The 12,859-nt window shown below is 58.9% G+C and carries 12 protein-coding genes; 8 read left to right on the top strand and 4 right to left on the bottom strand.

Annotated features, from left to right (window positions below; genetic code table 11):
- The first annotated feature begins 85 nt into the window (after positions 1-85).
- The 5 genes from ACTYEO_RS07365 (at position 86) to ACTYEO_RS07345 (ending at position 5,596) form a co-directional block, all read left to right on the top strand.
- Positions 86-1,261 (top strand): phosphoglycerate kinase, encoded by a 1,176-nt coding sequence (locus tag ACTYEO_RS07365; protein ID WP_449323080.1) that lies wholly within the window; start codon positions 86-88, stop codon positions 1,259-1,261.
- Between the two features lie 138 nt (positions 1,262-1,399).
- The gene (locus tag ACTYEO_RS07360) at positions 1,400-1,693 is read left to right on the top strand and encodes an FtsB family cell division protein (protein ID WP_449323079.1); all 294 of its coding nucleotides are present in this window, start codon (positions 1,400-1,402) and stop codon (positions 1,691-1,693) included.
- Positions 1,694-1,876: 183 nt separating this feature from the next.
- The gene (pdhA, locus tag ACTYEO_RS07355) at positions 1,877-2,896 is read left to right on the top strand and encodes a pyruvate dehydrogenase (acetyl-transferring) E1 component subunit alpha (protein WP_449323078.1); all 1,020 of its coding nucleotides are present in this window, start codon (positions 1,877-1,879) and stop codon (positions 2,894-2,896) included.
- A gap of 15 nt (positions 2,897-2,911) precedes the next feature.
- A complete protein-coding gene (locus ACTYEO_RS07350) occupies positions 2,912-4,291 on the top strand; it encodes a pyruvate dehydrogenase complex E1 component subunit beta (RefSeq protein ID WP_449323077.1) in 1,380 nt (459 codons plus the stop codon).
- A 12-nt stretch (positions 4,292-4,303) separates the two neighbouring features.
- Entirely contained in the window at positions 4,304-5,596 is a 1,293-nt protein-coding gene (locus ACTYEO_RS07345) for a pyruvate dehydrogenase complex dihydrolipoamide acetyltransferase (protein ID WP_449323076.1), read from the top strand.
- A 90-nt stretch (positions 5,597-5,686) separates the two neighbouring features.
- Here ACTYEO_RS07345 and ACTYEO_RS07340 read toward each other — a convergent pair whose 3' ends face one another.
- From ACTYEO_RS07340 to ACTYEO_RS07330, 3 genes are all read right to left on the bottom strand, one after another.
- Entirely contained in the window at positions 5,687-6,283 is a 597-nt protein-coding gene (locus ACTYEO_RS07340; protein ID WP_449323075.1) for a pseudouridine synthase, read from the bottom strand.
- Positions 6,280-9,099, bottom strand: a complete 2,820-nt coding sequence (gene polA, locus ACTYEO_RS07335; RefSeq protein ID WP_449323074.1) for a DNA polymerase I — start codon at positions 9,097-9,099, stop codon at positions 6,280-6,282. Before polA ends, ACTYEO_RS07340 begins: the two co-directional genes overlap by 4 nt.
- A 117-nt stretch (positions 9,100-9,216) precedes the next feature.
- Complete coding sequence (locus ACTYEO_RS07330; protein ID WP_449323073.1) at positions 9,217-9,405, bottom strand: zinc-finger domain-containing protein; 189 nt, start codon at positions 9,403-9,405, stop codon at positions 9,217-9,219.
- Positions 9,406-9,492: 87 nt separating this feature from the next.
- Here ACTYEO_RS07330 and ACTYEO_RS07325 point away from each other — a divergent pair, with 87 nt between their 5' ends.
- From ACTYEO_RS07325 to ACTYEO_RS07315, 3 genes are all read left to right on the top strand, one after another.
- On the top strand, positions 9,493-10,455 hold the full coding sequence (locus ACTYEO_RS07325; RefSeq protein ID WP_449323072.1) for an ABC transporter ATP-binding protein: 963 nt from the start codon (positions 9,493-9,495) through the stop codon (positions 10,453-10,455).
- 85 nt (positions 10,456-10,540) lie between these two features.
- Positions 10,541-11,737 carry a M24 family metallopeptidase gene (locus ACTYEO_RS07320; RefSeq protein WP_449323071.1) on the top strand — a complete coding sequence of 399 codons (1,197 nt, stop codon included), beginning with the start codon at positions 10,541-10,543 and terminating at the stop codon, positions 11,735-11,737.
- A complete protein-coding gene (locus ACTYEO_RS07315; RefSeq protein ID WP_449323070.1) occupies positions 11,734-12,477 on the top strand; it encodes a maleate cis-trans isomerase family protein in 744 nt (247 codons plus the stop codon). Before ACTYEO_RS07320 ends, ACTYEO_RS07315 begins: the two co-directional genes overlap by 4 nt.
- On the opposite strand, the gene ACTYEO_RS07310 is transcribed toward ACTYEO_RS07315, so the two are convergent.
- Positions 12,474-12,854 (bottom strand): HIT domain-containing protein, encoded by a 381-nt coding sequence (locus tag ACTYEO_RS07310; RefSeq protein WP_449323343.1) that lies wholly within the window; start codon positions 12,852-12,854, stop codon positions 12,474-12,476. The two genes, ACTYEO_RS07315 and ACTYEO_RS07310, sit on opposite strands and share 4 nt — an antisense overlap.
- Between the last annotated feature and the right edge of the window lie 5 nt (positions 12,855-12,859).

Here is a 12,859-nt window from a genome sequence, read left to right as displayed (position 1 = left end):
AATACGAAATCCCTCCTCCTGCCTCTCGCCGAGCGGCCCTTTCCCGTGATAACACCCGCGCAAAGCAAACCTGACGGAGCCTCAGATGACTTGGAAAACCCTCGATGATCTCGATCTTGCTGGAAAAATCGTGCTCACACGTGTGGATATCAACGTGCCGGTCGAGGCTGGCAAGGTAACAGATGCCACGCGGATCGAACGGATCGTGCCAACCATCACCGATATCCTTTCCAAGGGCGGCAAACCTGTTCTTCTGGCCCATTTCGGCCGCCCCAAAGGCAAACCCGTGCCCGAGATGAGCCTGCGCATCACCCTTCCCGCATTGGAAGCCGCGCTTGGACAATCCGTCAACTTCATCGAACGCCCCTCGCGCGACGAGATCGCCGCCCTGCCCGAAGGCAGTGTCGTGCTCGTCGAAAACACCCGCTTCACCCCTATGGAAGAAGCCAATGATCCGCAAATGGCGGCCTTCCTTGCCTCTCTGGGGGATGTGTTTTGCAATGATGCCTTCTCGGCAGCACATCGCGCGCATGCCTCAACGGAAGGGGTCGCGCATCTCTTGCCCTCTTGCGCGGGGCGTTTGATGGAGGCCGAACTCAAAGCACTCGATGCCGCGCTTGGCACCCCTGCCCGCCCCGTGGTCGCGGTTGTCGGCGGGGCCAAAGTGTCCACCAAGCTCGATCTCTTGGGCAATCTGATCGACAAGGTCGATATGCTGGTGATCGGCGGGGGCATGGCCAATACATTCCTTGCCGCCCAAGGCGTAGATGTCGGCAAATCGCTTTGCGAGCATGATCTGGCCGATACCGCGCGCGAGATCACGGCCAAAGCAAATGCATGTGGCTGCGAGATTTTGCTGCCGACAGATGTCGTCATCGCCCGCGAATTCAAGGAAGGTGCAGCCTCCGAGGTGGTAGGCACCGATGAAGTTCCCGCCGATGCCATGATCCTTGATGCAGGGCCCCAAACGGTCGCACGGATCGAGGCCGCGTTTGAGACCGCCAAGACAGTTGTCTGGAACGGCCCGCTTGGCGCATTCGAGATCGCGCCTTTCGACACGGCCACCAATGCCGCCGCGAAAGCCGCAGCCGATCAAACCGCCAAAGGCGCGCTGATTTCGGTCGCAGGCGGCGGCGATACCGTGGCTGCATTGAACAAGGCAGGCGCTGCCGCGCAGTTTACTTATATCTCCACCGCGGGCGGGGCTTTCCTTGAATGGATGGAAGGCAAAACCCTGCCAGGCGTTGCCGCACTCGGCTAAATCAGCCCTCAAGCAACAAGATAGGCCGCTCGATTCTCTTTTTGAATTCAGGGGATTCACATTTGATTCGGGATGTGCGAATCTATTGTCCTGACCCGTCGTAAGATGCGGGCTGAGTTGAGGCAGTTGAACGGTTCCATGACGCGTAAACGCTCCCTTTCTGGGGTTATTCTCCCCTTGGCGCTCCTGATGGTGGGGGCCTATTTCACCTTTGCCGCTGTGCAAGGGGATTACGGGCTGTTCAGCCGTATTCAGGTTGATGCCGAAGCAGATGAGCTGCGCTTGGAGCTGGCGCAATTGCAGGCACAGACCGAGCGGATGGAAATTCTGACCCGCCGCCTGTCGGATGATTTCCTTGATCTCGACCTGCTGGACGAACAAGCGCGCGAGATTTTGGGTTATGTCCGCGCCGACGAAATCGTCATCCCCTAAACCTAATCTACTCGGGTAAAATGCCCGCTAATTGAGCAATTCCATTGCTCAAATCCCCCGTAAATTGGTATTATCTCTCAAATTGCACCATCCGATAATTTGCATGGGTGCATTCTTTGCAGCTCTCTGATAAGAGATAGTTCAACGTTAAACTATCTAGTTGAGCTGGGAGGAGTGACCGGCATGGCCGCAAAGAAGCCCGTGGCGAAATCTGCTGCAAAACCAAATGTTTCTGCAGATGAGCTGAAAGAATATTACCGTGAAATGCTGCTGATCCGCAGATTCGAGGAAAAGGCAGGCCAGCTTTATGGCATGGGCCTGATCGGCGGGTTCTGCCACCTCTATATCGGCCAAGAGGCCGTTGTGGTCGGCTTGGAAGCCGCCGCCGAGGAAGGCGACAAGCGCATCACCTCCTATCGCGATCATGGCCATATGCTGGCCTGCGGCATGGACCCCAAGGGCATCATGGCCGAATTGACAGGGCGCGAGGGCGGCTTTTCCAAAGGCAAAGGCGGCTCCATGCATATGTTCTCCACGGAGAAGCATTTCTATGGCGGCCATGGCATTGTGGCAGCCCAAGTCCCGCTTGGCGCGGGCTTGGCCTTCGCGGATAAATACAAGGGCAATGGCCGCGTCACCTTCACCTATTTCGGTGATGGTGCAGCCAACCAAGGCCAAGTCTATGAGACCTATAACATGGCCGAGCTATGGTCCCTGCCCGTGATCTTCGTAATCGAGAATAACCAATACGCCATGGGCACATCGGTCCAGCGCTCAACCAAATCGCCAAGCCTGTGGGAACGCGGCGCGGCCTATGGGATCAAGGGCGAGGAAGTGGACGGAATGGATGTTCTGGCCGTCAAGGAAGCGGGCGAACGCGCCGTTGCCTACTGCCGCGAGGGCAAAGGGCCTTATATCCTTGAGGTAAAGACCTATCGCTATCGCGGCCACTCCATGTCGGACCCTGCGAAATACCGCACCCGCGAAGAGGTGCAGGAAATGCGCGAGAAGCGCGATGCAATCGAACATGTGCGCCAGATGTTGCTGACAGGCGGCCATGCCTCCGAGGATGATCTCAAAGCGATCGACAAGGAGATCAAGGCAATCGTCAATGAGGCGGCGGAATTCTCCAAGGAAAGCCCCGAGCCTGCGCTCAGCGAACTTTGGACCGATATTTACGCCGACGCGCCAACGAGCGCTTGAGGGGAGACACCACCAATGGCTATTGAAATTCTTATGCCCGCCCTCTCTCCGACAATGGAAGAAGGCACCCTGTCCAAATGGATGGTCAAGGAAGGCGATACCGTTCAATCAGGCGATATCATCGCTGAAATCGAAACCGACAAAGCCACGATGGAATTCGAGGCCGTAGATGAAGGCGTGATTGGCAAAATCCTGATCGCCGAAGGCACCGAAGGGGTGAAAGTGAACACCGCCATCGCCATCATCGGCGAAGTTGGCGAAGACATGTCGGCGGCCGCAGCCGCTGCACCAGCAGAGGCCCCGACGGAAGCGCCGGCAGCCGCCGAGCCCGCGGCCGCACCCGTTGCCGCCAGCCCCGCCCCTGCAGCACCTATCGCCAAAGGCGTTGAGCTGGACTGGCCCGAGGGCACCGAGGTCAAGCAAACCACAGTGCGCGAAGCGCTGCGCGACGCCATGGCCGAAGAAATGCGCGGCAATGAAAACGTCTTCCTCATGGGTGAAGAGGTGGCCGAATATCAGGGCGCCTATAAAATCTCCCAAGGTCTTCTGGACGAATTCGGCGCAAAACGCGTGATCGACACCCCCATCACCGAGCATGGATTTGCAGGTATCGGTGTGGGTGCGGCTTTTGGTGGATTGAACCCGATTGTCGAGTTCATGACCTTCAACTTCGCCATGCAGGCGATTGACCAGATCATCAACTCCGCCGCCAAGACGCTTTATATGTCAGGCGGCCAGATGGGCTGCCCGATTGTGTTCCGTGGCCCCAATGGCGCCGCCGCCCGTGTGGGCGCGCAGCATTCGCAGGATTACGCAGCATGGTATGCGCAAATCCCTGGATTGAAGGTGGTCATGCCTTATTCGGCATCGGATGCGAAAGGCCTGATGAAAACGGCCATTCGTGACCCGAACCCTGTCATCTTCCTTGAAAACGAAATCCTCTATGGCCGCAGCTTTGATGTGCCTGTGATGGATGATTTCACCGTGCCCTTCGGCAAGGCGAAAATCTGGCGTGAGGGCACGGATGTGACCATCGTCAGCTTCGGCATCGGGATGACCTATGCTTTGGAAGCAGCTGAAAAGCTGGTCGAGGACGGCATCAGCGCCGAAGTGGTTGACCTGCGCACCCTGCGCCCGCTCGATTATGACACGCTGCTGGCATCTGTGATGAAAACCAACCGCTGCGTCACCGTCGAGGAAGGCTTCCCCGTCGCCTCGATCGGCAATCACCTCTCGGCCTATTTGATGGAAAACGCGTTTGATTATCTCGACGCTCCCGTCATCAATTGCACAGGCAAGGACGTGCCCATGCCCTATGCAGCAAACCTTGAAAAACTGGCTCTGACCTCGACCGCGGAAGTGATCGATGCAGTCAAAAAAGTCACCTACAGGTAAGGAGAGCAGCTGATGCCTACAGAAATCCTGATGCCAGCCCTGTCTCCCACGATGGAGGAAGGCACGCTGTCGAAATGGTTGGTCAAGGAGGGCGATACCGTACAATCGGGCGACCTTCTGGCCGAGATTGAAACCGACAAAGCCACGATGGAATTCGAGGCCGTAGATGAAGGTGTAATCGGAAAAATCCTTGTGGCTGAGGGCACCGAGGGCGTGAAGGTCAACACAGCCATCGCGATCATTGGTGAAGCGGGCGAAGATATGTCGGCGGCACCTGTGGCCGCGCCTGCCGAAGCCCCCAAAGCACCCGAGGCAGCGCCCGCCGCTGCCCCTGCGCCAACGGCCGCAGCCGCAGCCCCCGCCCCTGCAGCCCCGCAATCCAGTGACGGCACACGCGTTTTCGCCTCACCACTGGCGCGGCGGATCGCTAAGGATAAAGGGATTGATCTGACCCAGATCGCAGGCTCAGGCCCGCATGGTCGGATCATCAAGGCCGATGTGGAAGGCACAAGCGCCACTGCCACCGCGCCTGCCGCACCATCAGCTGCACCGGCAAAAGCCACAATGCCAACAGGCCCCGCCGCTGATCAGGTCATCCGCATGTATGAAGGCCGCGACTATGAAGAGATTGCGCTGGATGGCATGCGCAAGACTGTGGCCGCACGCCTGACCGAGGCCAAGCAGACCATCCCGCATTTCTACCTGCGCCGTGACATCAAACTGGACGCGCTTCTCTCCTTCCGCAGCCAGTTGAATACATCGCTGGAAGCGCGTGGCGTGAAGCTGTCGGTGAATGATTTCATCATCAAGGCCTGCGCCTTGGCGCTTCAGCAAGTGCCTGCAGCAAATGCCGTTTGGGCGGGTGACCGTATCTTGCGGCTCAAGCCCTCGGATGTGGCTGTAGCCGTCGCGATTGAGGGCGGCCTGTTCACGCCTGTCCTGCAGGATGCCGAAAGCAAATCCCTCTCGACCCTATCGGCACAGATGAAGGATCTGGCAGGGCGCGCGCGCAACAAAAAGCTTGCCCCCCATGAATATACAGGCGGCAGCTTCGCGATCTCCAATCTCGGCATGTTCGGGATTGAGAATTTCGACGCTGTGATCAACCCGCCGCATGGGGCCATTCTGGCTGTTGGCGCGGGCGTGAAAAAGCCTGTCGTGGGCGCAGATGGTGAATTGGCCGTGGCCACCGTGATGTCGGTGACCATGTCGGTTGATCACCGCGTGATCGATGGCGCGCTTGGTGCGGAATTGCTGCAAGCCATTGTCGACAATCTGGAAAACCCGATCGGCATGCTGGCCTAAGCCACATCTGCCATATGAATTAAAAAGGGCCCGCGCATGTCGCGGGCCCTTTGATTTTGGCCTATCCTCTGTCCAGAAAAAGCCGAGCCATCAAGACGCCCCCAGATCACGCCATTCCCCGGGCGCGAGGCCGTCCAGCGACCACTCCCCCACCTGCCAACGGATCAGGCGGATCACGGGGTATCCCACATGGGCGCACATGCGACGCACCTGTCGGTTGCGCCCCTCATAGATGGTCAGCTTGATCCAGCTATCGGTGATCGATTTGCGCACCCGCACAGGCGGCACGCGCGGCCAGAGCCAATCAGGGGCTTCCACGGCCTCGGCCTGCGCGCGCAAGGTGGGGCCATCTTTCAACTCCACGCCATTGCGCAAGGCCTCAAGGGCCACCTCATCGGGCACGCCTTCGACAAGGGCGTAATAGGTTTTGGGCGTGCGCGTCTTGGGCGAGGTGATGCGCGCTTGCAGACCGCCATCATTGGTCAGCAGCAAAAGCCCTTCGCTGTCGCGATCCAACCGCCCTGCGGGGTACATGCCCGGCATCTCAAGATGATGGCCAAGTCCCTGCCATTTGCCCTCATCGGTGAACTGGCTCAGCACATCCATGGGTTTGTTGAAGGCCACCAAGCGCGGCGGGCCGGAATTCACCTTGGCCCGCGGGCGTGGTCTGGAGCGACCCCCGCTCAATGCGCTTGCGCCCAATTGGCACCTTGGCCCGCATCCACCGTCAAGGGCACCGAAAGCTTCACCGCAGGCTCGGCCGCGCCTTCCATCACCTCGCGCGCCCGCGCGATCAGCGTATCAACCGCGGCCTCATCAACCTCGAACAGCAACTCGTCATGGACCTGCAGCAGCATTTTGGCGGGCAAATCTTTGATCGCCCCCTCCATGCGGATCATCGCGCGGCGGATCACATCGGCGGCGGTGCCTTGGATCGGCGCATTGATCGCGGCGCGATAGGCAAAACCCGCCCCCGGCCCTTTTGCATTAATCTCGGGCGTGTGGATTTTGCGCCCGAACATGGTCTGAACATAATGGTTTTCCTTGGCGAAGGCTTTGGTCGCCTCCATGTAATCCTTGATGCCGGGGAAGCGTTCGAAATAGCGGTCGATAAAGCCCTGCGCCTCGGCGCGTGGAATGCGCAAATTGCGGCTGAGACCAAAGCCAGAGATGCCGTAGATCACCCCGAAGTTGATCGCCTTGGCCTGTCGGCGGACCTCGGGCGTCATCTCGTCCAGCGGCACATTGAACATCTCCGAGGCGGTGGCGGCATGAATATCTTGGCCCTCGCGGAAAGCCTGTTTCAGCGCGTCGATCCCCGCAATATCGGCCAGAATACGCAATTCGATCTGGGAATAATCAAGGCTGACCAAGACCTTACCTTCATCCGCGATAAAGGCCTCGCGGATGCGGCGGCCTTCTTCGGAGCGGACGGGGATATTTTGCAAGTTCGGATCGCTTGAGGCCAGACGCCCCGTATTAGCCCCCGCGATCACATAGCTGGTATGGACGCGGCCCGTCTCAGGGTTGATATGGTCCTGCAGCGCATCGGTATAGGTCGATTTCAGCTTGGACAGGCCCCGCCAATCCAGCACGCGTGCGGGCAGATCATGGCCTTGCGCTGCCAAATCCTCCAGCACATCCGCCCCTGTCGCATAAGCGCCTGTCTTGCCCTTTTTGCCGCCCTCAAGCGCCATTTCATCAAACAGGATTTCACCCAATTGCTTGGGCGAGCCGACATTGAAGCTGCGGCCTGCCAATTCATGGATCTCAGCCTCAAGCCCCGCCATTTTCTGCGCAAAACTGTTGGACATGCGGCTGAGAACATCGCGGTCCACTTTGATCCCCGCCATCTCCATACGCGCCAGAACAGGCACCAAGGGCCGCTCCATGGTTTCATAAACCGTGGTCACCTTTTCGCGGTGGAGTTGCGGCTTGAACCGCTGCCACAGGCGCAGGGTGATATCGGCATCCTCGGCCGCATAGGGGGCTGCATCCGCAATTTTCACCTGATCAAAGGTCACTTGGCTTTTGCCCGAGCCGATCAATTCCTTAATCGCAATCGGCTCATGCGCCAGATACCGCTCGCTCAGCGCATTCATCCCATGCCCGTGCAGGCCCGCATTCATCGCATAGGACATCAGCATCGTGTCATCGATCGGCGCGACTTCCACGCCGTGGCGCGCGAAAATCTTGGCGTCATATTTCATATTCTGCCCGATCTTGAGGACGCTTGCATCCTCCAGCATCGGTTTGATCTCGGCCAGCACCTCATCCAGTGGCAATTGACCGTCTTCCAAAGCCTCCGATCCGAAAAGGTCATCACCGCCCTGACGGTGCAACAGCGGGATGTAGCAGGCCAAATTCGGTGCGGTGGACAGGCTGATCCCCACCAGTTTCGCCTTCATCTCGTCAAGGCTGGTGGTCTCGGTATCGACGGCGACATAGCCGCAGGCATGGGCGCGCGCGATCCAAGCGCGCAAGGCCTCCATATCGCGCACCACCTCATAGCCGTCATGGCTGAAGGGCGCGGCCTCAGGCAGATCAGGCGCATCGCCTGCCCCTTCGACGGGTTTCATCGCGGGCTCGGGCATGGCGGGTGCCTCGACCCCGAACTGGTCTGAGATGCGTTTTGTCAGGGTGCGAAACTCCATCCGGCTCAGGAAATCCAACAGGATTTCAGGCTCGGGCTCGCGCACTTCCAGCGCTTCAAGCGTCACATCAATCGGTGTGTTCGTATCAAGGGTGACGAGCGTTTTGGACAGGCGGATCTGATCGGCATTGTGGATAAGTGTTTCGCGGCGTTTTGGCTGTTTAATTTCGCCTGCACGTTCAAGAAGTGTGTCCAAGTCACCGTATTCATTAATCAAAAGCGCTGCGGTCTTGATCCCGATGCCAGGCGCGCCCGGAATGTTATCCACAGAGTCGCCCGCCAAAGCCTGCACGTCGATCACTCGCTCTGGCCCCACGCCAAACTTGGCCTCCACGCCCTCGCGATCAATGCGCAGGTTTTTCATGGCGTCGAACATTTCCACACCCCCGCCCACAAGCTGCATCAGGTCTTTATCCGAGGAAATAATCGTGCAGCGCCCGCCCGCTTCACGTGCCTGACGGGCCAAGGTGGCGATGATATCATCGGCCTCATAGCCCTCCAATTCGAGGCAGGCGAGGTTGAAGGCGCGGGTCGCCTCACGCGTCAGCGGCATCTGCGGGCGCAGATCCTCAGGCATTTCATCGCGATTGGCCTTGTAGAGATCATAGAGGTCATTGCGGAAAGTATGGCTGCCCTTGTCGAACACCACAGCCGCATGGGTGGGCGCATCGGGGCCTGTATTGGCCTCGATCATCTTGTGGATCATATTGCAAAACCCCGCCACAGCGCCAATCGGCAGCCCGTCGGATTTGCGCGTCAGCGGTGGCAGCGCGTGATAGGCGCGGAAAATGAAGGCGGACCCGTCTACAAGGCTCAGATGGCTGCCTTTGCCGAATTTGGTCTCGCTCATGTCACTCTCCCGATGGCGCAAAGATACGCGTGCCGCACGGTTTTAACCCGCCCGCCTCGCCAGCGCGACCCTGTGTTTTGTCATTATTTCGGACGTCCCCAGATCGAGACAGGAAAATCAGCCTTTTGCGGCGTCATCCGCGAAGGATTGATGCACAAAGCGCTTGTCGCAATAGCCGCATTCGACCGAACCCGTATCCTGCGGGATTGAAAGCCAAACACGGGGATGGCCAAGCGCGCCTTCACCGCCATCACAGGCAACGCGCCAAGTGGTGACAATCTCGGTCTCGGGGGCGTCGATACTCATTTTCGGTCGTCCTTGCGCTTGTCTGGCCCGCAACTGGGGCGTAAGTCTGCCCCCATATCGCAGTTTGCCCGCGCTCGGGCAAGTCCGATGGGAGGGTCAAACAGCGTGAAAACGTCACAAAATGCCATCGAGCTTGCAGATTTGCGCAAGACCTATGCGGCCTCACGGCGGGAAGCGCCGAAAGAGGCGCTCAAAGGGATCAATCTTTCCATTCCGCGCGGCTCGATTTTCGGGCTGCTTGGGCCCAATGGCGCTGGCAAATCCACCACGATCAATATCCTTGCGGGGCTAGTGACCAAAACCAGCGGCAAGGTGAATATCTGGGGCTTCGACCAAGATGTGAACCCGCGCCAATCGCGTGCCGCCATCGGTGTGATGCCGCAAGAATTGAACCTTGATCCCTTCTTCACCCCGCGCGGCGCGCTGGAGGTTCAGGCAGGCCTATATGGCGTGCCCAAAGCACAGCGCAAAACCGATGAGGTGCTGCGCCTGATCGGTTTGGAGGATAAGGCCGAGGCCTATGCCCGCACGCTTTCAGGCGGAATGCGGCGCCGCCTTTTACTGGGTAAAGCTTTGATCCATAACCCACAAATCCTTGTCTTGGACGAACCCACCGCAGGCGTTGATATCGAATTGCGCCAGATGCTCTGGACCAATATCCGCCGCCTCAATGAGGAACGCGGCATGACGATCATCCTGACAACCCATTACCTCGAAGAGGCCGAGGAAATGTGCGACGAGATCGCGATTATCAATCATGGCGAGGTCATCGCGCGCGACCGCACCGAGAACCTGCTGGCGCAGATGGATGCCAAGACGCTTGTGATCCTGCCCGAAGATACAAGCACCGAGATGGCCGCGCCTCAGCATGTGGCCCTAAGCCGCCGTAAGGATGGCGCGCTGGTCTTTTCCTATTCCCCGAAAGATGTCTCCACGGGTGTGATCCTTGAGGCGGTCCATGCCGCAGGCATCACAATCCGCGATGTCAAAACCGAAGAGCCGCATCTTGAGGATGTTTTTGTCGCCCTCACCTCCAATAAAAGCGCCTGATCTGTCGCTCAGACACGGAACGCGGGCCGCAGGCAGCGCTGCTTTGCCCGAATATGTCGGATTTGCCCTGCCCAGACCCGCATAAATGGTGCAGCATCCATCCAAAGCCCCCTTGCGCCAGAGACCCCAGATGAGCCCCGTTTTCGACACCCGCGAATATCGCACCCGATTACACGCGGCGCAAACCGAGATGGCGCGCACCGGCCTTGCCGCCCTTTTGCTGACCACGGAACCCGATATCCGGTATTTCACAGGTTTTCTGACCCGTTTTTGGGAAAGCCCGACACGTCCGTGGTTTTTGCTTGTCCCTGCAAGCGGTGATCCTGTTGCGGTGATCCCCTCCATCGGGGCGCATCTGATGGGGCAAAGCTGGATCACCGATATCAGGACATGGGCCGCCCCGAATTACGAGGATGATGGCGTATCGCTTTTGGCCGAGGCCTGCGCCGAGCTTGCCCCGCCCGCCTCGAAAATCGGCGTGCCAAGCGGGCTGGAAACCCATCTGCGCATGCCGCTGGCAGGCTGGCAGCAGCTTTGCGCAAGCCTGCCCAACCATCACTTCACGCAAGATGATGGGATCATGCAGCGCCTGCGCGCCGTGAAATCCGAAGCCGAGATCGAGGCCATTCGAACGGCTTGCGCGATAGCCACGCGCGCCTTTTCGCGGGTCCCCGAGATTGCGGGCTCAGGTGTGCCTCTCAGCGATGTGTTTCGCCGCTTCCAGATCCTCTGCCTAGAAGAAGGGGCCGATTGGGTTGCCTATCTTGCGGGTGGCGCGGGGCAAGGGGGGTATGGCGATGTGATCTCGCCCGCCTCGGATCAGCCACTGGCGCGCGGCGATGTCTTGATGCTGGATACGGGCCTCGTGCGGAACGGATATTTCTGCGATTTCGACAGGAATTTCTCCATTGGCCCGCCACAGCCCGAGACGCAAATCGCCCATGCTACATTGATCGAAGCCACCCAAGCAGGCTTTGAAGCAGCCCGCATCGGTGCCACCCCCGCCGATCTGTTTCACGCCATGGACCGCGTGTTAACGGGTGGCCAAAGCGGGGCTGAGGCGGGGCGTTTCGGCCATGGGTTGGGCATGCAATTGACCGAAGGGGTTTCGCTCATTCCTGATGATCATTCGTCCTTACAGGCGGGAATGGTGCTGACGCTGGAGCCTTCGATCACCCTATCGCAAGGCCAGATCATGGTGCATGAAGAAAACATCGTGATCCGCGAAAGCGGTGCAGAATGGCTTTCCCAACCCGCCGAAGCGGAGATGATCGTGATATGACAGCACCCTTCCCCCATAACCTTGAGGCCACGCGCGCAGCACAGCTTGGGCTTGTTGTGTTGCAAAGCGACGAAACCATAGAGATGGATTTCCGCGCGCTTGTGCCGCCCGAGATCGAGCTATTCGTCAGCCGCGTGCCTTCATCGCAGCAGGTCACCTCGGAAACACTTGCCGCGATGGAGGGGCATCTGGGACAGGCCGCAAGCCTTTTCCCGCAAGCAGCCAAATTTGAAGCCGTCGGCTATGGATGCACCTCAGGCTCGGCCCAGATCGGGCCCGCGCGGGTGGCAGAGCTCATCAAAGGGGCCACGCAGACCAAAGCGGTCACCAACCCATTAACCGCGCTAGTCGCGGCCTGTCGTCATCTGGGCGTGACCCGATTGGGCATGCTCTCGCCCTATATCGCGCAGGTATCGCAGCGCCTGCAGGATGTCTTGGCGGATGAGGGCATAGACACGCCCGTCTTTGGCAGCTTCGATGTCGCCGAAGAGGCCCGCGTTGTGCGCATCGACACGCAATCCATCATGACCGCGGCGGAATCTTTGGCCCAAACGGGCGGCATTGATGCGCTGTTTTTATCCTGCACAAACCTGCGCACGCTCGCGGCAATCGCACCATTGGAGGCGCAATTGGGTCTGCCCGTTCACTCCAGCAATCAGGTTTTGGCTTGGCATATGCTGCGCGAAACGGGCCAACGCGCAGCCTCGTCTGCACCGGGCCAATTGTTCAAAGCGCCTTAGCCTTTTTCGAGCATCCGCCCCAAAGGCCTGCCAGCCAAGATATGCATGTGGAAATGCGGAATCTCTTGCACCGCATCCGCGCCTGCATTGCTGATCGCCCGAAACCCTGCCCCGCCTTGCCCCGGTTCAACGCCAAGATCGGCGCAGATTTTCGCAAAAGCGCGATGGAAATCAACGATCTCCGCATCTGAGGCCTCAGCCGCGAAATGGTCATAGGTCACATATTTCCCTTTGGGGATGACCAGAACATGGATCGGCGCTTGCGGGCCGATATCGTTGAAGGCCAGAGTATGCTCCGTCTCGAGAACTGTTTGATTGGGAATTTCCCCGCGCAGGATTTTGGCGAAGATATTCTGATCGTCATAGATATAGGCCATCGGTG

It is taken from the genome of Rhodophyticola sp. SM2404 (genome assembly GCF_053570515.1).
This window is presented reverse-complemented; position numbering and strand designations above follow the sequence as displayed.

Bases quoted from the DNA above. Each gene is read 5' to 3' on its own strand.
- ACTYEO_RS07315 (WP_449323070.1), top strand. From the start codon at position 11,734: ATGACAGCACCCTTCCCCCATAACCTTGAGGCCACGCGCGCAGCACAG.
- pdhA (WP_449323078.1), top strand. From the start codon at position 1,877: ATGGCCGCAAAGAAGCCCGTGGCGAAATCTGCTGCAAAACCAAATGTT.
- ACTYEO_RS07365 (WP_449323080.1), top strand. From the start codon at position 86: ATGACTTGGAAAACCCTCGATGATCTCGATCTTGCTGGAAAAATCGTG.
- ACTYEO_RS07350 (WP_449323077.1), top strand. From the start codon at position 2,912: ATGGCTATTGAAATTCTTATGCCCGCCCTCTCTCCGACAATGGAAGAA.
- ACTYEO_RS07320 (WP_449323071.1), top strand. From the start codon at position 10,541: ATGGTGCAGCATCCATCCAAAGCCCCCTTGCGCCAGAGACCCCAGATG.
- ACTYEO_RS07345 (WP_449323076.1), top strand. From the start codon at position 4,304: ATGCCTACAGAAATCCTGATGCCAGCCCTGTCTCCCACGATGGAGGAA.
- ACTYEO_RS07360 (WP_449323079.1), top strand. From the start codon at position 1,400: ATGACGCGTAAACGCTCCCTTTCTGGGGTTATTCTCCCCTTGGCGCTC.
- ACTYEO_RS07330 (WP_449323073.1), bottom strand. From the start codon at position 9,405: ATGAGTATCGACGCCCCCGAGACCGAGATTGTCACCACTTGGCGCGTT.
- ACTYEO_RS07325 (WP_449323072.1), top strand. From the start codon at position 9,493: ATGGGAGGGTCAAACAGCGTGAAAACGTCACAAAATGCCATCGAGCTT.
- polA (WP_449323074.1), bottom strand. From the start codon at position 9,099: ATGAGCGAGACCAAATTCGGCAAAGGCAGCCATCTGAGCCTTGTAGAC.
- ACTYEO_RS07310 (WP_449323343.1), bottom strand. From the start codon at position 12,854: ATGGCCTATATCTATGACGATCAGAATATCTTCGCCAAAATCCTGCGC.